The 15,886-nt window shown below is 66.1% G+C and carries 15 protein-coding genes; 10 read left to right on the top strand and 5 right to left on the bottom strand.

Annotation, left to right across the window (positions count from 1 at the left end):
* Positions 1-104 precede the first annotated feature (104 nt).
* Complete coding sequence (locus tag AC0J42_RS09765) at positions 105-473, bottom strand: helix-turn-helix domain-containing protein (protein WP_416423351.1); 369 nt, start codon at positions 471-473, stop codon at positions 105-107.
* A gap of 81 nt (positions 474-554) precedes the next feature.
* Between AC0J42_RS09765 and AC0J42_RS09760 the strand changes: the two genes are divergently transcribed.
* Positions 555-767, top strand: coding sequence for a DNA-binding protein (locus AC0J42_RS09760; RefSeq protein ID WP_416423350.1), 213 nt, complete (start codon positions 555-557; stop codon positions 765-767).
* Between the two features lie 13 nt (positions 768-780).
* Here AC0J42_RS09760 and AC0J42_RS09755 read toward each other — a convergent pair whose 3' ends face one another.
* Both AC0J42_RS09755 and AC0J42_RS09750 read right to left on the bottom strand, forming a co-directional pair.
* Positions 781-1,215, bottom strand: coding sequence for a GNAT family N-acetyltransferase (locus AC0J42_RS09755; protein WP_416423349.1), 435 nt, complete (start codon positions 1,213-1,215; stop codon positions 781-783).
* An 11-nt stretch (positions 1,216-1,226) separates the two neighbouring features.
* A complete protein-coding gene (locus AC0J42_RS09750) occupies positions 1,227-1,979 on the bottom strand; it encodes a carbon-nitrogen hydrolase family protein (protein WP_473005977.1) in 753 nt (250 codons plus the stop codon).
* 680 nt (positions 1,980-2,659) lie between these two features.
* Between AC0J42_RS09750 and AC0J42_RS09745 the strand changes: the two genes are divergently transcribed.
* The 7 genes from AC0J42_RS09745 (at position 2,660) to hbdH (ending at position 10,692) form a co-directional block, all read left to right on the top strand.
* A complete protein-coding gene (locus AC0J42_RS09745; protein WP_473005976.1) occupies positions 2,660-3,742 on the top strand; it encodes a 3-deoxy-7-phosphoheptulonate synthase in 1,083 nt (360 codons plus the stop codon).
* A gap of 244 nt (positions 3,743-3,986) precedes the next feature.
* Positions 3,987-4,268, top strand: a complete 282-nt coding sequence (locus AC0J42_RS09740; protein WP_007952068.1) for a peptidylprolyl isomerase — start codon at positions 3,987-3,989, stop codon at positions 4,266-4,268.
* 112 nt (positions 4,269-4,380) lie between these two features.
* Positions 4,381-6,228, top strand: coding sequence for an extracellular solute-binding protein (locus AC0J42_RS09735; protein ID WP_473005975.1), 1,848 nt, complete (start codon positions 4,381-4,383; stop codon positions 6,226-6,228).
* The gene (locus AC0J42_RS09730) at positions 6,228-7,289 is read left to right on the top strand and encodes a microcin C ABC transporter permease YejB (protein ID WP_416423345.1); all 1,062 of its coding nucleotides are present in this window, start codon (positions 6,228-6,230) and stop codon (positions 7,287-7,289) included. The genes AC0J42_RS09735 and AC0J42_RS09730 overlap by 1 nt, the downstream gene beginning before the upstream one ends.
* Positions 7,289-8,311 carry an ABC transporter permease gene (locus tag AC0J42_RS09725; protein WP_416423344.1) on the top strand — a complete coding sequence of 341 codons (1,023 nt, stop codon included), beginning with the start codon at positions 7,289-7,291 and terminating at the stop codon, positions 8,309-8,311. The genes AC0J42_RS09730 and AC0J42_RS09725 overlap by 1 nt, the downstream gene beginning before the upstream one ends.
* A 7-nt stretch (positions 8,312-8,318) precedes the next feature.
* A complete protein-coding gene (locus AC0J42_RS09720; protein ID WP_473006832.1) occupies positions 8,319-9,905 on the top strand; it encodes an ABC transporter ATP-binding protein in 1,587 nt (528 codons plus the stop codon).
* Positions 9,906-9,921: 16 nt separating this feature from the next.
* Complete coding sequence (hbdH, locus tag AC0J42_RS09715) at positions 9,922-10,692, top strand: 3-hydroxybutyrate dehydrogenase (RefSeq protein ID WP_473005974.1); 771 nt, start codon at positions 9,922-9,924, stop codon at positions 10,690-10,692.
* A gap of 175 nt (positions 10,693-10,867) precedes the next feature.
* On the opposite strand, the gene AC0J42_RS09710 is transcribed toward hbdH, so the two are convergent.
* The gene (locus AC0J42_RS09710; protein WP_416423342.1) at positions 10,868-12,022 is read right to left on the bottom strand and encodes a PilT/PilU family type 4a pilus ATPase; all 1,155 of its coding nucleotides are present in this window, start codon (positions 12,020-12,022) and stop codon (positions 10,868-10,870) included.
* A gap of 87 nt (positions 12,023-12,109) precedes the next feature.
* Between AC0J42_RS09710 and AC0J42_RS09705 the strand changes: the two genes are divergently transcribed.
* Together AC0J42_RS09705 and AC0J42_RS09700 are read left to right on the top strand one after the other, a co-directional pair.
* Positions 12,110-14,284 (top strand): PAS domain-containing protein, encoded by a 2,175-nt coding sequence (locus AC0J42_RS09705; RefSeq protein ID WP_416423341.1) that lies wholly within the window; start codon positions 12,110-12,112, stop codon positions 14,282-14,284.
* Positions 14,285-14,335: 51 nt separating this feature from the next.
* A complete protein-coding gene (locus tag AC0J42_RS09700) occupies positions 14,336-14,611 on the top strand; it encodes a peptidylprolyl isomerase (RefSeq protein ID WP_008369722.1) in 276 nt (91 codons plus the stop codon).
* Positions 14,612-14,680: 69 nt separating this feature from the next.
* Here AC0J42_RS09700 and AC0J42_RS09695 read toward each other — a convergent pair whose 3' ends face one another.
* On the bottom strand, positions 14,681-15,880 hold the full coding sequence (locus AC0J42_RS09695; protein WP_473005971.1) for an amino acid deaminase: 1,200 nt from the start codon (positions 15,878-15,880) through the stop codon (positions 14,681-14,683).
* Positions 15,881-15,886 lie beyond the last annotated feature (6 nt).

The raw sequence follows: 15,886 nt of genomic DNA, 5'->3' as shown, positions 1-15,886 counted from the left end.
TGTTGTGGTCTTTTACGGAATGTTAGCCACCTTAGCAAAAAATCGGATCCGGAACCTAGCGCAAAGCGTCATCCACATGACGCCATGCGCCTGCCTGGCTGCCTTCATCGAGGCTTGGGCGACCCGCGACGCGGGCGCGCGGTGTAGCTGGCGGCCATTTCCGCCAGGCTGATTGCCATGTGCCGGATGGCGTCCTGCCCCTCCCGTGGGAGAACCCGATAATGCCCCAGAACATGCTCCTCGGCCTGGCTTAGCCGATCAGCGGGGATGGGCGCGCGGTCCCCGGTGAGCACATAGAGCACGTCCACCCCGTGGGTGGCGACGCTGGCAAGGTACGTAGCCTTGGGGGTGCGTTCACCGCTTTCGTATTTTCCCTGGGCGTTGGGCTCGACACCACCGATGTCGCCGAACTCCTTCTGGGTCAGGCCAAGCCTGTCCCGTTCTTCCCTCAAACGCGAACCGATTCCAGTCATTTGAATGTATAATCCCTTATTAATCACCCAATCGGGTGATGTTTATAACCACAATTACACCAAATAAAACGGACTTGAACTATGCACGGTATACGGACTGCCGCACAAGCCAGGGCCTGGCTAGACCAGCAGGGAAAATCGGTACAAGAGTTTGCCAGGGAACATGGCGTGGATCCGGCCACCACCTACCAGGTGCTGTCGGGACGCAAGAAGGGACGCCGCGGGGAATCGCACCGCGTCGCCGTTTTGTTGGGGATGAAGGAAGGGATATTGCCGGACCGGGCGCCAGAGTGACGGGCGCCCCGGATCAGTCGCCGCTCAGGCGCTCCATGCGCCAGAAGCACTGGTCCTCGCCAACCTCGGCAAAGCCTTTGCGCAGGTAAAGGTGCCGCGCCGGATTGGACTGGAACACCATCAGCCGCACCCGCGGCAGGCGCCGCTCGCGGGCCAGTTCCACGATCCGGTCCAGCGCCCACCCGCCAATGCCGCGGTTGCGCGCTTCGGGCAGCAGGTGCAGCTCACGGATGAACAGCGCCTGCCGGTCGATGCTCAGGCTGAAATACCCCTGGGCGACGCCATCGGCCAGGACAATGAAATTGTCGCGCCACAACCACGCCTGGTTGAACGCCTCTTCCTGCCACAGCAGGCTGTAGCGGCCGTAGTACGGCAGCATGGCACGGCGCGTGAGGTCACGCGCGAAGGTCAGGTCGTGCTCGGTGGCCGCACGCAGCGCAAGCTCCATCGTCCCTCCCCTCAAGTGAACTGAACCACGTTGCCCTGCCAACCGTTGGCGGCCAGGCGCGCCAGCAGCAACTGGTCGCCCGCGCCTTGGGCTTCGACGACAAGTGAGCCGGAAGCGTCCCACAGCGCGCTGCGCCCGGCAGCCTGCCAGCCACCGGTGACGCCACCATGGTTGGCCACCAGCACCGCCATGCCATGGGTTTGAGCATAGCCCTGAAGGATGGCGCCATCGACCGCGTAGCCCGATTCGCCGATCAGCACGCTGGCGGCGTACAGGCTGGCGCCGGCCTCGCGTGCCAGGCGTGGATGGCTGGCCTGGCCGAAGTCCGCGCACACCGCCAGGGCAATCTGCTCGCCGCCCAGTTGCAGCGGCGCACCGCCATGGCCGGGGATGAAATACGCCTCCTCACCGCCGTGCAAGTGCTGCTTGGTGTAGACCGCTTGCTGGCCATCGGCACCCAATACCAGCGCGCCCACCTGCACGCCTGTTTGACCGGTTTCACGCAGGGGCAGGCCGACCACGGTGGTCATCGCCAGTTGGCGTGCGCGGTCGCGCAGGGGTTGCAGCACGGGCGCGTCGGGCGCCAGCGCAAGCTCGGCAGCCAGCGTCGGCTCGTAGCCGGTGAGGGACAGTTCGGGAAACAACAGGAACTGCACGCCGTGGGCGGCGGCCAGGTCCATGAAGCGCAGGTGGTGGGCGATATTGGCGACGAGGTCGCCAGCCACGGCGCAGGCTTGGGCGGCGGCAATGCACAGGCGAGTCATGGGTCCTTCCCTTTGGCGAGACGAGAAGGCCTGCATCATGCCGCAACATTTCCGCCAGCGCACGATCCCCGTAGCAGCTGCCGAAGGCGGCGTCCCAGGCCATCCGCGAATTCCGCGGTGCCCGGTGACGCGGCCGGTGGCCGCTGCTACAGGGGTGATGTGAATAGTGCTTGAAACATTTAGCCACGCTGCAGTAAGCTCGGCGCATTCAAACGGAGACATTTCATGTCGCACCCAGCTCACCTCAAGGCTCAACACACTGCCAGCGCTCGTCGCCCGGTAGCGGTTGCCTGCGCGTGCGCTGCCGTTGTTGCAGATTATTACTATGGGTATTGGTTTAGCCACTGGCGCGCCTGATACCTAGATATCCGGCGGCCAGATCCCAAGGTCGCCCGGTTTGAGAAACTCCAAAACCCCCGGTCGGCCTCCCGACCGGGGGTTTTGTTTTTTCCGCCTTCCACCAATTTGATACAGAGGATTACCGCAATGAACTACGCCACCTATTACCGCTACGACTACTGCACCGCCTGGCGATTTACCACCCTCCGTTCGGGCCAGCTTGCCGCCTCCGACCGGTCCTGCCTGGGTGGCCATACACAGACAAACGTCATTAGTCGAACATCGCGATAGGGCTGAGCGAGCGCAGCAGACTGCGCCGCCAGCCCAGGGAAAAATTACACATGAACATCTCCATCAGCGCCCTGCCCCTCGCCACCGCCGCCGTCCAGCCCCTGGCCCCCGCCGCCAATGCCCCGGCCCTGCAACGCCTGCCCAGCACCACCGAACTCAAGCAACAGCTGCCCCTGAGCCGCGACCTGGCCCAACAGGTAAACGGCCACCGCAACGCGATCCGCGCCATTCTCGAAGGCCGCGACGAACGCATGCTGGTGGTGGTCGGCCCCTGCTCGCTGCACGACCCCGAAGCCGCGCTGGAATACGCCGAGCGCCTGGCCACCCTGGGCAGCGACCTGAAAGGCCAGCTGCTGCTGGTGATGCGCGCCTACGTTGAAAAGCCGCGCACCACGGTCGGCTGGAAAGGCCTGGCGTACGACCCGCGCATGGACGGAAGCGACGACATGGTCGGCGGCCTGAAGCTGTCCCGCGACCTGATGCGCGAAATGCTGCACATGGGCCTGCCCCTGGCCACCGAGCTGCTGCAGCCCATGGCCGCCGGCTACCTGGACGACCTGCTGAGCTGGGTGGCGATCGGTGCCCGCACCACCGAATCGCAGATCCACCGCGAGATGGCCAGCGGCCTGAAGATGCCCGTGGGCTTCAAGAACGGCACCGATGGCGGCATCGCCATTGCCTGCGACGCCATGCGCAGCGCTGCCCACCCGCACCGCCATTTCGGCGTGTCGGCCGACGGCCACCCGGCCATCATCGAGACCGCCGGCAACCCCGACACCCACCTGGTGCTGCGCGGCGGCCACCGCGGGCCGAACTACGACCAGGACAGCGTCGCGCAGGTGCACAGCGCCCTGGGCAAGGCCGGCATCCCGGCGCGCATCATGGTCGACTGCAGCCACGCCAACAGCAGCAAGAACCCGCTGCGCCAGCCCGAGGTGTTCAACGACGTGCTGCGCCAGCGCCTGGCCGGCGACCGCTCGCTGGTGGCGACGATGCTCGAAAGCCACCTGTTCGAAGGCTGCCAGGCCATTGGCCCGGGCATGCGCTACGGCGTGTCGGTGACCGACGGCTGCCTGGGCTGGGACGACACCGAGGCGCTGCTGCGCAACGCCGCCCGCCAATTGCGCGGCTGAAGCGGACGCAGCCTTCGGCAGCTGCTACATCCTGTGGGAGCTGGCTTGCCAGCGAGCTGTTGGGGCCTTAAAAGCTCGCTGGCAAGCCAGCTCCCACAAGACAGTTGCTGCTACGCGTGTAATGCGGTCCCGTAGCAGCGGCCGCAGGCCGCGTCCCGGGGCGCCACATAATCGCCCCCGGGGCAGCGCTTTTGCGCAAATTGCGGTAGGCTGCCTTCTTTAGGTTTTTTTGGAGTACTTTCCCATGGCCAAAGCCACTGCCCGTCACATCCTGGTTTCCTCCGAAGCCAAGTGCAACGAACTGAAAGCGCAAATCGAAGGCGGCGCCGATTTCGCCGAAGTCGCCAAGGCCAACTCCACCTGCCCATCCAGCCGCCAGGGCGGTGACCTGGGTTCGTTCGGCCCAGGCCAGATGGTCAAGGAATTCGACACCGTGGTGTTCAGCGCCCCGATCAACGTGGTGCAAGGCCCGGTCAAGACCCAGTTCGGCTACCACCTGCTGGAAGTCACCAGCCGCCAGGACTGATACCTGTCCCGCTGCTGACGGCCCGCCTTGTGCGGGCCGTTTTGTTTGTGATCAGTGCCTTGGTTGATGATAGGGTAAGCACGCGCCCACACTCATTCGAACAAGGCAGACAATGCGCTCGGTTTTCGCCCTTCTCCTGCTGACCGCCCAGTTGCTGATGCTCCCCTGCGCCCTTGCCGCCGCGCAGCACGCCCTCACCGTCTACGGCGAGCCGCCCAAGTACCCCGACGGCTTCAAGCACTTCGACTACGTCAACCCCGATGCCCCCAAGGGCGGCAGCCTGCGCCGCTCGGCCGTGGAAATCGGCCAGTTCGACCACCTGCTGCCTTATATAGACAAGGGCACCGGCGTGAGCCAGGTGGACGGCCTGCTGTACGCACCCCTGGCCCTGCGCTCGCTGGACGAGGCCTACACGGTGTACGGCCTGATCGCCGAGAAAATGGAACGCGACGACAGCGGCCTGTGGCTGCGCTTCTATATCAACCCCAAGGCGCGCTTCAGCGACGGCGTGCCCATCACCGCCGCCGACGTGAAGTTCACCTTCAACCTGCTGATGACCCAGGGCAGCCTGCGCTTTCGCACCCAGTTCGCCGAGGTGAAAGACGTCGAGGTCGAAGGGCCGCGCCAGGTGCGCTTCGACTTCAGCGCCAACGACAACCGCAGCCTGCCCCTGGACCTGGCCTCGCTGCCGGTGCTGCCCGAGCACTGGTGGAAAGACCACGACTTCGCCAACGGCGGTGGCTTCGAGGCCGCGCCCGGCAGTGGCCCCTACACCGTAGGCAAGGTCGACAACGGCCGCAGCATCACCTTCCAGCGCGACAAGGACTGGTGGGCCCGGGACCTGCCGGTGACCCGCGGGCTGTACAACTTCGATCAGTTCGGCATCGAGTTCTTCGGCGACACCGAGGTGGCGCGCCAGGTGCTGCTGGGCGGCGCCTTCGACTACAACCGCGAGTTTTCCGCCACCGGCTACACCATCAAGTACAACAGCGCGGCGCTGGACGACGGCCGCCTGCAACGCGCCCACCTGGCGCCGCAAAGCCTGCAGGCCGCCCAGGGTTTCGTGTTCAACCTGCAACGGCCAGTGTTCAAGGACCGTCGCGTGCGCCAGGCCCTGGCCCTGCTGTGGGATTTCGAGTGGACCAACCGCCAGCTGATGCGCAGCATGTACATCCGCCAGCAGAGCTTCTTCGCCAACAGCCCGCTGGCAGCACGGCAGCTGCCGGACGCCGCCGAGCTGAAGATCCTCGAACCCCTGCGCGGGCAGGTGCCGGACGAGGTCTTCACCCAGGTGTTCGAAGCCCCGCGCACCGACGGCAGCGGCTTTATTCGTGACAAGCAATTGCAGGCCCTGGCGCTATTGAAGGCCGCCGGCTGGACGCCCGACGGCGACCGCCTGGTGAACGCCGCTGGCGAGCCGCTGAGCTTCACCTTCCTCAATGGCCAACCCGGCCTGGAAAAACTCATCCTGCCGTGGAAACGCACGTTGGCGCAGATCGGCATCGACCTGCAGATCCGCCGCATCGACTCTTCCCAGTACATCAACCGGCTGATGGCCCGGGACTACGACATGATCATCACCGGCTACCCGGTGTCGCCCTCCCCCGGCATGGAGCTGTCCAACTACTTCGGCTCCGCCAGCGCCACCGATACTGGCTCCAGCAACTACATGGTGCTCAAGGACCCGGCCGTGGACACGCTGATCAAAGGCCTGGTCAATGCCAGGACCAAGGCCGACATGACCGAATACGCCCACGCCCTGGACCGGGTGCTGCAGTGGAACTACTACTGGATTCCCAACTACTACCCGCCGGGCACCTCTACCGTGTGGTGGAACCGCTTCGGCATTCCCGCGCACCCGGCGCCCAATGACGAGGCCCCGGAAAGCTGGTGGCAGGTCAGCCCCACGCCGCTGACCAACGCGCAGATGGCCGAGCTGCGCGCCAAGGAGGCCCACTGATGCTGGCCTATACCCTGCGGCGCCTGCTGCTGATCGTGCCGACGCTGCTGATTATCCTGCTGGTCAACTTCGTCATCGTCCAGGCGGCCCCCGGCGGCCCGGTGGAACAGGCCATCGCCCGCCTGCAGGGCCTGGGCGGCGTGGCCGTGGGCGGTGGCGGCGGCGATTCGGCCCAGGGCGCGTCGCGCGCCAGCCGTGGCCTGGACCCGAAACTGATCAAGGACATCGAGCACCAGTACGGCTTCGACAAGCCCGCACCGGAGCGCCTGTGGCTGATGATCAAGAACTACGCCACGCTGAACTTCGGCAACAGTTTCTTCCGCGGCGCCAAGGTCACCGACCTGATCCTCGACAAGATGCCGGTGACCCTGTCCCTGGGCTTCTGGGCCACGCTGATCACCTACCTGGTGTCGATCCCGCTGGGTATCCGCAAGGCGGTGCACCACGGCAGCCACTTCGATATCTGGAGCAGCACCGCCATCATCATCGGCTACGCCATGCCGGCGTTCCTGTTCGCCATGCTGCTGATTGTGCTGTTCGCCGGCGGCACCGAGCTGAACTGGTTCCCGGTGCGCGGCCTGGTGTCGGAAAACTTCGACCAGCTGTCCACCCTGGGCAAGGTCGCCGACTATTTCTGGCACCTGGTGCTGCCGGTGACCTCACTGGTAATCGGCGGCTTCGCCACGCTCACCATCCTTACCAAGAATTCGTTCCTCAACGAAATCACCCGCCAGTACGTGGTCACCGCCCGCGCCAAGGGGGTCAGCGAGCGCCGGGTGCTGTACGGGCACGTGTTCCGCAACGCGATCCTGCTGGTGGTGGCCGGCCTGCCCCAGGCGTTTATCAGCGTGTTCTTCGCCGGTTCCCTGCTGATCGAGGTGATCTTCTCCCTCGACGGCCTCGGCCGCCTGAGCTACGAGGCCGCCGTGGCCCGTGACTACCCAGTGGTGTTCGGCACCCTGTTCATCTTCACGCTGTTCGGCCTGCTGATCAAACTGGTGGGCGACCTGTGCTACACCCTGGTCGACCCACGCATCGACTTTGCCGGGAGGAGCGCCTGATGAAACGCCTGTCCCCGGTCTCGCGCCGGCGCCTCGACCGTTTCCGCAAGAACCGCCGCGGCTGGTGGTCGCTGTGGATCTTCATTGCCCTGTTCGCCCTGAGCCTGGGCGGCGAGCTGATCGCCAACGACAAGCCACTGGCCCTGAGTTACCACGGCCAATGGTACTTCCCGGCCTTCAAGCGCTACACCGAAACCGAGTTCGGCGGCGTGCTGCCGTTCCAGCCCGACTACCGCAGCGACTATGTGCGCAAGCTGATCGCCGACGCCGGCGGGGAAATGATCTTCGCGCCCATTCCGTTCAGCGCCGACACCCCCAACTACGACCTCACCCAGCCGGCCCCCAGCCCGCCCAGCGCCAGCAACTGGCTGGGCACCGATGACCAGGGCCGCGACGTGCTGGCGCGGGTGATCTACGGCGCGCGGGTATCGATCCTGTTCGCCATTGCGCTGACCGTGATCAGCTCGCTGATCGGCATCCTCGCCGGTGCCCTGCAAGGCTATTACGGCGGCTGGGTGGACCTGTTCGGCCAGCGCCTGCTGGAGGTATGGTCGGGGCTGCCGGTGCTGTACCTGCTGATCATCCTCTCCGGTTTCGTCGAGCCCAACTTCTGGTGGCTGCTGGGCATCATGGCGCTGTTTTCCTGGCTGGCCCTGGTGGATGTGGTGCGCGCCGAGTTCCTGCGCGGGCGCAACCTGGAGTACGTCAAGGCGGCGCGGGCGCTGGGCCTCAACGACGGCAAGATCATCCGCCGGCACATCCTGCCCAACGCCATGAACGCCACCCTCAGCTACCTGCCGTTCATTCTCACCGGGGCCATTTCCACCCTCACCGCCCTGGACTTCCTGGGCTTCGGCATGCCGGCGGGCAGTGCTTCGCTGGGCGAACTGATCGCCCAGGGCAAGGACAACCTACAGGCGCCGTGGCTGGGTTTCACGGCCTTCTTTACCCTGGCACTGGTGCTGTCGCTGCTGGTGTTCATCGGCGAGGCATTGCGTGATGCCTTCGACCCCCGCGCCTGAGGCCAGCATGAGCGAAAACCTGATCGAAATACGCAACCTGAGCGTGGCCTTCAACGACCACACCGTAGTGCGTGAGCTGAACCTGAACATCCGTCCCGGCGAGTGCCTGGCGCTGGTGGGCGAGTCGGGCTCGGGCAAGTCGGTGACCGCCCACTCGATCCTGCAGCTGCTGCCGCAGACCGGCAGCCACACCCAGGGCAGCATCCGCTACCGCGGCACCGAGCTGCTGGGCGCCCCGGCCAACGTGTTGCGCGAGATCCGCGGCAACCGCGTGGCGATGATTTTCCAGGAGCCCATGACCTCGCTGAACCCGTTGCACACGGTGGAAAAGCAGATCGGCGAAACCTTGCTAGTGCACCGCGGCCTGACCGGCAAGGCCGCCCAGGCGCGCACCCTGGAGTTGTTGCAACTGGTGGCCATCCAGCAGCCGGAAAAGCGCCTCAAGGCCTACCCGCACCAACTGTCCGGCGGCCAGCGGCAGCGGGTGATGATCGCCATGGCCCTGGCCTGCGAGCCCGACCTGCTGATTGCCGACGAACCCACCACCGCCCTCGACGTGACCGTGCAGCGGCGCATCCTGGTGCTGCTCAAATCACTGCAGCAGCGCCTGGGCATGTCGCTGCTGCTGATCAGCCACGACCTCAACCTGGTGCGCAGCATTGCCCAGCGGGTGTGCGTGATGCGCGCCGGCGAGATCGTCGAGCAGGCCGACACCGAAACCCTGTTCTGCACGCCCAAACACCCCTACAGCTGCATCCTGATGAACGCCGAACCGGCCGGCGAGCCGCTGCCGCGCCACGAACGCCCGCCGCTGCTGGACGTCGACAACCTGCGGGTGTGGTACGCCACCAGTGGCGGCTTCCTGCGCAAGCCCCATTACGTCAAGGCGGTGGACGGCATCAGCCTGAGCCTGCAGAAAGGCAAAACCCTGGGCATCGTCGGCGAGTCCGGCTCGGGCAAGTCCACCCTCGGCCAGGCCATCCTGCGCCTGCTGGATTCCCAAGGCGGCATCCGTTTCGACGGCCAGCCGTTGGAGGGCCTGACCCCCAAGCAGATGCTGCCGTGGCGCAAGCGCATGCAGGTGGTGTTCCAGGACCCTTTCGGCAGCCTCAGCCCGCGCATGTCGGTGCAGCAGATCATCAGCGAAGGCCTGGAAGTGCACGTCGAGTGCGACGCCGAAAACCGCGAGGAACGGGTGATCAAGGTGCTGGAGGAAGTGGGCCTGGACCCGGCCAGCCGCCACCGCTACCCCCACGAGTTTTCCGGTGGCCAGCGCCAGCGCATCGCCATTGCCCGGGCGCTGGTGCTCAAGCCCGACCTGATCCTGCTGGACGAACCCACCTCGGCGCTGGACCGCACCGTGCAGAAGCAGATCGTCGCCCTGCTGCGCCAGTTGCAGGACGACCATGGCCTGACGTACCTGTTCATCAGCCACGACCTGGCGGTGATCAAGGCCCTGGCCCACGACGTGATCGTGGTCAAGGACGGCCAGGTGGTGGAGCGCGGCGCCAGCCACGACCTGTTCGAAGCCCCGCAACATCCTTATACCCGCGAACTGCTGCTGGCCGCCCACGTGCAGGCCGAGCCGCACTGACCCTGGAGGCATAGGCATGACCCTGAATGGCAAGACGGCATTGGTCACCGGTTCCACCAGCGGCATCGGCCTGGGCATTGCCCACGGCCTGGCCGCCGCTGGCGCCAACGTGATACTCAACGGCTTCGGCGACGCCCAGGCGGTGCTGGCCGAACTGGCCCGCCACGGGACGAAGGTTGGCCACCACCCGGCGGACGTCAGCCAGCCGGCGCAGATCGAGGCGATGTTCGCCTACGCCCAGGCCGAGTTCGGCGGCGTCGACATTCTGGTCAACAACGCCGGCATCCAACATGTGGCCGCCGTGGAAGACTTTCCGGTGGAGCGCTGGGACGCGATCATCGCCATCAACCTGTCCTCGGTGTTCCACGCCACGCGCCTGGCGCTACCCGCCATGCGCGAGCGCGGCTGGGGCCGCATCATCAACATCGCCTCGGTGCACGGGCTGGTGGGCTCCACCGGCAAGGCCGCCTACGTGGCGGCCAAGCACGGGGTAATCGGCCTGACCAAGGTGGTGGGCCTGGAAACCGCGCGCACCCAGGTGACTTGCAACGCCATCTGCCCCGGCTGGGTGCTGACGCCGCTGGTGCAGAAGCAGATCGACGACCGCGCGGCCAAGGGCGTGGACCCGCAACAGGCGCGCGAGGACCTGCTGGCGGAGAAACAGCCGTCACTGGAATTTGTCACCCCCGAGCAGTTGGGCGAGCTGGTGCTGTTTCTGTGTAGTGAGGCCGGCAGCCAGGTGCGTGGCGCGGCGTGGAACATGGATGGCGGGTGGTTGGCGCAATGACGCGGCCTGCGGCCGCTGCTACGGATGTGCGTAGCAGCAACTGTCTTGTGGGAGCGGGGGCCCGGCCATCCGGTTCTACCCGCGAAAAGAACACTGCGGCCTGTCTGATACTGCGCGGTGTGGCTTTCGCGGGCAGAGCCCGCTCCCACAAGCGGCCGCAGGCCGCGTCCGGGGGTCAGGTGTTCTCATCATCCACCAGGTTCCAGTCAGCGCTGTCCACGTCCGCCGCCGGCTCCGGCGGCAGTGGCACGCTGCTGGGCTCATGGCCGTTTTCACGGTGCAGCTTGAGGCGCAGGCGCAGGTTGTTCTGCGAGTCGGCGTTCTTCAGTGCTTCCTCCTCGCTGATCGCCCCCTCCAGGGCCAATTCGTACAGCGCCTGGTCAAACGTCTTCATCCCCAGGTTCACCGATTTTTCCATGATGCCCTTGAGCTCGCCGAACTCGTTGCGGTGAATCAGGTCCTTGATGGTGGCGGTGCCCAGCATCACCTCCACGGCCGCCCGGCGCTTACCGTCGGTGGTCTTCACCAGCCGCTGGGAGACGAACGCCTGCAGGTTGTTGCCCAGGTCATTGAGCAGCTGTGGGCGGCGGTCCTCGGGGAAGAAGTTGATGATCCGGTCGAGCGCCTGGTTGGCGTTGTTGGCGTGCAGCGTCGAGATGGCCAGATGGCCGGTATCGGCGAACGCCAGGGCGTGCTCCATGGTCTCGCGGTCGCGAATTTCGCCGATCAGGATGACATCCGGCGCCTGGCGCAAGGTGTTCTTCAAGGCCGCCTGGAAGCTGCGGGTGTCGACACCCACCTCGCGCTGGTTGATGATCGACTTCTTGTGCCGGTGCACATACTCCACCGGGTCTTCGATGGTGATGATGTGGCCGCTGGCGTTGCGGTTGCGATAGTCGATCAGCGCCGCCAAGGAAGTCGACTTGCCCGAGCCGGTGGCGCCGACGAACAGCACCAGGCCGCGCTTCTGCATGATGGTCTCGAGCAGCACCGGCGGCAGCTTGAGGTCTTCGAAACGGGGAATGTCGAGCTTGATGTTACGGGCGACGATGGACACTTCGTTGCGCTGTTTGAAGATATTCACCCGGAAGCGTCCGACGCCATGAATGGACATGGCCAGGTTCATCTCCAGGTCACGCTCGAAGTCCTGGCGCTGTTCGGCGTCCATGATATCGGCGGCGATGGCCGCCACTTCGCCGGGTTTCAGCGCTTCCGCCGACAGTGGCTTGAGCACGCCGTTGAACTTGGCGCAGGGCGGCGCCCCGGTGGACAGGTAGAGATCGGAACCGTCCTGGGAGGCGAGGATTTTCAGCAGGGCTTGGATTTCCATATGCGAGGGTCCACAGGGCGACAATAGAAAAGTAAGCTATAGCTTGGCGGTAGAACACCCCGCCATGCAAATCAAAGGACAACGCACATGAGCGGCACCCCCGTCGGCAGCTCCATCGTCGAACTGATCGAACAGCTGCCGTGGCGCGACAGCCCCCTGCCCGCGCCCGCGCAGTGGCCGCAGAGCCTGCGCACCGCGGTGGACATCGTGGTGCATTCGCCCATGCCCATGTTGCTGCTGTGGGGCCCGCAGCTGTGCCAGCTGTACAACGACAGTTTCGCCCTGCTGGCGGGCAGCAACCACCCCCGCGCGTTTGGCCAGCCGGTGGACCTGATCTGGCCGCAGCTGAAGGAATTCACCGACCCCATCTACCGCGCGGTGCTGGCCGGCGAGGTGCGCACCTACGTGGAACAGGGCTTTACCCTGCCCCGCGACGCCGGCCCTGCCCAGGTGTGGCTGGACCTGACCTACAGCCCCATCCGCGATGAAAGCGGCACGGTGGCCGGCATCCTCGTCACCGCCATCGAAGCCAACGAGCGCCGGCGTGTGACCGCCGAGCTGCAACGCCGCTCCGAAGCCAGCGCCAAGGCCCAGCTCGACACCGAAGAGCGCTTGCAGCTGGCGCTGGAGGCGACCAACGGCGTCGGCACCTGGGACTGGGACATCCGCGAGGACCTGTTCCAGGCCGACGCGCGCTTCGCCCAGTTGCACGGCGTGGACCCGGGCCTGGCCGGCAAGATGCCTATCGGCGAGTACCTCAAGGGCGTGCACCCTGACGACCGCGGCATGGTGGCGCGTAGCATCAATGCCTGCGTGCACAGCGACGGCGAATACGCCAACGAATACCGGCTGCTGCGCCCCGACGGCGAAGTGCGCTGGGTGTACGCCCGCGGCCGCAGCCACAACGACCACCATGGCCGGCCGGTGCGCTTTGTCGGCGCCTCCATCGACATCACCGAGCGCCGCGAGGCCGAACGCACCCTGCTGCGCCTCAACGAAACCCTGGAAGAACGGGTGGCCGAGCGCACCGAGGCGCTGGCCGAGGCCAACCGCCGCCTGCACACCGAGATGCAGGAGCGCGAGCGCGCCGAGGAAGCCCTGCGCCACGCGCAGAAGATGGAAGCCGTGGGGCAACTGACCGGCGGCATCGCCCACGACTTCAACAATATGCTCACCGGCATCATCGGCAGCCTCGACCTGATGCAGCGCTACATCGCTGCGGGCCGCGCCGATGAGATTGGCCGCTTCAGCGAGGCCGCCATCACCTCGGCCCATCGCGCCGCGGCCCTGACCCACCGGCTGCTGGCGTTCTCCCGGCGCCAGTCGCTGGACCGCAAGCGCCTGGACCCCAACCAGCTGGTGCACTCCCTGGAGGAGCTGTTCAGCCGCACCAAGGGCGAACACATTCAGCTGAAGATCCGCCTGGCGCCCAACGTCTGGCCGGTGAACACCGACGCCAACCAGCTGGAAAACGCCCTGCTCAACCTGGTGATCAATGCCCGCGATGCCATGCCCGACGGCGGCACCCTGCGCATCGAGACCAGCAACCTGAGCCTGGCCGCGCCTGGCGAGGAGCCGGGGCTGGAAGCCCTGAAGCCCGGCCAGTACGTGCTGCTGAGCGTCAGCGACGACGGCGCCGGCATGACCCCGGCGATCCAGGCCAAGGCCTTCGACCCCTTCTTCACCACCAAGCCCATCGGCCAGGGCACCGGCCTGGGGCTGTCGATGATCTACGGCTTTGCCCAGCAGTCGGGCGGCCTGGTCACCCTGCACAGCGAACCGGGCCAGGGCACCTGCGTGCGCCTGTACCTGCCGCGCCACGTCGAGCAGGAGGAGGCCAAGCCCAAGGTGCTGGCGCCCCAGGGCGCGCCGCTGGCGCAGCATGGTGAAAGCGTGATGGTGGTGGAGGACGACCCGGCGGTGCGCATGCTGGTGCTCAACGTGCTGGACGAACTGGGCTACCACGCCCACCCGGCGGCGGACGCCAAGGCCGCCTTGCCGCTGCTGGAGTCGAGCCTGCGCATTGACCTGTTGGTGACCGACGTGGGCCTGCCTGGCCTCAACGGCCGGCAGCTGGCGGAGATGGCGCGCCAGCATCGGCCGGGGCTCAAAGTGCTGTTCATGACCGGCTATGCGGAAAAAGCCGCGGAGCGCCACAGCTTCCTCGCCGAGGGCATGGACATGGTCACCAAGCCGTTCTCCATTGACCTGCTGGCCAACAAGATTCGCGAGATGATCAATCAACCCGCCGCCGACAGCTGATTTGCGGCATAATCGCGCGCTTTTTCAACGTCGTTCACAGGGCCCCGCGTCATGAAAGCTCAAGCTCGCCACATTCTGGTGAAAACCGCCGAAGAGGCCGAACAACTCAAGCAGCGCATCGCCAAGGGCGAAGCTTTCGACGTGCTGGCGAAGAAATTCTCCACCTGCCCGTCGGGCAAGCGCGGCGGCGACCTGGGCGAAGTGCGCCCGGGGCAGATGGTGGGCGCCATCGACCAGGTCATCTTCAAGAAGCCGCTGCGCACCGTGCATGGCCCCATCAAGAGCAAGTTCGGCTACCACCTGGTGCAGGTGTTCTACCGCGACTGATCCCCCGTAGCAGCGGCCAAAGGCCGCGTCCCGGCCCGGACGCAGCCTTCGGCAGCTGCTACGGGGTTGTCAGAACTGGGTGGTGAAGGTTTCCACCACGTTGAAGCGTTCGTCGACGATGCAGCCTACCCGCCACTTGTCGAACGTCAGGCACGGGTGCGAGGTGCCGAAGGCGATGATGTCGCCGATGCGCAGGTCCACCCCCGCCGCCACCTTCACGAACGCGTGCTGGTCCATGATACGGGTGACCTCGCAGGCACTGACGTCATCGCCGGTGTCGCCCAGCAACCCGGCCCGGTAGCGCCGCAGCGGCTGCGGCATGCCGGCGTCATGGGCGACGTCGCGCTTGCCCAGCGCCACGATCGCGCAGCCCGGTTCCGGCACCGACTGCACGTGCGCCCACACCTCCATGGCCGGGCGCAGCCCCTCGCCCAGGTCGGCACGACGAGCCAGCACGCCGCCTTGGGCGACCTTGTAGATGCCATGGTCATGGGCCACGTAGCTACCCGGGCGCAGCACGGCCAGGAAGCGCCCACGGGCGGTGTGAGCGTCGAAGGCTTCGGCGATCAGGTCATACCAGGCCGAACCGGACGCGGTGACGATGGGTTGCGGCAAGGCAAAGGCGCCCTGCCCCTGCAACTCGACCGCCAGGCTGACCAGCGAGGCGGCGAAGGCGCGGATAGCGGCAATTTCCTGCTCGCCGTGGATCACCCCCTCGTAGCCTTCGATGCCGGTGAGGCGCAAGGCCGGCTGGGCAGCGATGGCGGCGGCCAGCGCCTTGACCTCGGCCTCGCTTCGGCAACCGCAACGGCCGCCGGCCACGCCGTACTCGATCATCACGTTGAGGTGCTGGCCGCGTTCGGCGAAGTATTCACCCAGGGCCAGCACCTGGTCCGGGTGGTCCACCAGGCAGTGGAAGTCGAAGCTGGGGTCCAGCAGCAGGTCGGCGACCAGGCGCATGTTCGCCGCGCCCACCAGCTGGTTGGCCATCAGCACCCGGCGCACACCGGCCGCATAGGCCGCGCAGGTTTGCACCGCGGTGGCCAGGGTGATGCCCCAGGCGCCGCGTTGTAGCTGCCGGGCGAACAGCGCCGGGGCCATGCTGGTCTTGCCGTGGGGCGCCAGCTGCGCGCCGCTGGCGCTGGCGAACGCCTGCATCCAGCGAATGTTGTGTTCCAGCGCTTCGCCGTGCAGCACCAGGGCTGGCAGGCTGACGTCGATCAACAGGTTGTCGCCCGGTACCGCGGCGCCCTTCTCCACTACTTGCATAACGTA

The organism is Pseudomonas sp. Tav-5-1A (genome assembly GCF_055755055.1).
Note: the sequence above shows the minus strand (reverse complement) of the source record. Positions and strands in the feature narration are given on the sequence as shown.

Excerpts from the sequence above, each read along its gene's own strand:
- AC0J42_RS09740 (WP_007952068.1), top strand. The coding sequence starts at position 3,987 with ATGGCCAAAGCCACTGCCCGTCACATCCTGGTTTCCTCCGAAGCCAAG.
- AC0J42_RS09760 (WP_416423350.1), top strand. The coding sequence starts at position 555 with ATGCACGGTATACGGACTGCCGCACAAGCCAGGGCCTGGCTAGACCAG.
- hbdH (WP_473005974.1), top strand. The coding sequence starts at position 9,922 with ATGACCCTGAATGGCAAGACGGCATTGGTCACCGGTTCCACCAGCGGC.
- AC0J42_RS09695 (WP_473005971.1), bottom strand. The coding sequence starts at position 15,880 with ATGCAAGTAGTGGAGAAGGGCGCCGCGGTACCGGGCGACAACCTGTTG.
- AC0J42_RS09720 (WP_473006832.1), top strand. The coding sequence starts at position 8,319 with ATGAGCGAAAACCTGATCGAAATACGCAACCTGAGCGTGGCCTTCAAC.
- AC0J42_RS09765 (WP_416423351.1), bottom strand. The coding sequence starts at position 473 with ATGACTGGAATCGGTTCGCGTTTGAGGGAAGAACGGGACAGGCTTGGC.
- AC0J42_RS09750 (WP_473005977.1), bottom strand. The coding sequence starts at position 1,979 with ATGACTCGCCTGTGCATTGCCGCCGCCCAAGCCTGCGCCGTGGCTGGC.
- AC0J42_RS09735 (WP_473005975.1), top strand. The coding sequence starts at position 4,381 with ATGCGCTCGGTTTTCGCCCTTCTCCTGCTGACCGCCCAGTTGCTGATG.
- AC0J42_RS09725 (WP_416423344.1), top strand. The coding sequence starts at position 7,289 with ATGAAACGCCTGTCCCCGGTCTCGCGCCGGCGCCTCGACCGTTTCCGC.
- AC0J42_RS09730 (WP_416423345.1), top strand. The coding sequence starts at position 6,228 with ATGCTGGCCTATACCCTGCGGCGCCTGCTGCTGATCGTGCCGACGCTG.
- AC0J42_RS09755 (WP_416423349.1), bottom strand. The coding sequence starts at position 1,215 with ATGGAGCTTGCGCTGCGTGCGGCCACCGAGCACGACCTGACCTTCGCG.
- AC0J42_RS09705 (WP_416423341.1), top strand. The coding sequence starts at position 12,110 with ATGAGCGGCACCCCCGTCGGCAGCTCCATCGTCGAACTGATCGAACAG.
- AC0J42_RS09700 (WP_008369722.1), top strand. The coding sequence starts at position 14,336 with ATGAAAGCTCAAGCTCGCCACATTCTGGTGAAAACCGCCGAAGAGGCC.
- AC0J42_RS09710 (WP_416423342.1), bottom strand. The coding sequence starts at position 12,022 with ATGGAAATCCAAGCCCTGCTGAAAATCCTCGCCTCCCAGGACGGTTCC.
- AC0J42_RS09745 (WP_473005976.1), top strand. The coding sequence starts at position 2,660 with ATGAACATCTCCATCAGCGCCCTGCCCCTCGCCACCGCCGCCGTCCAG.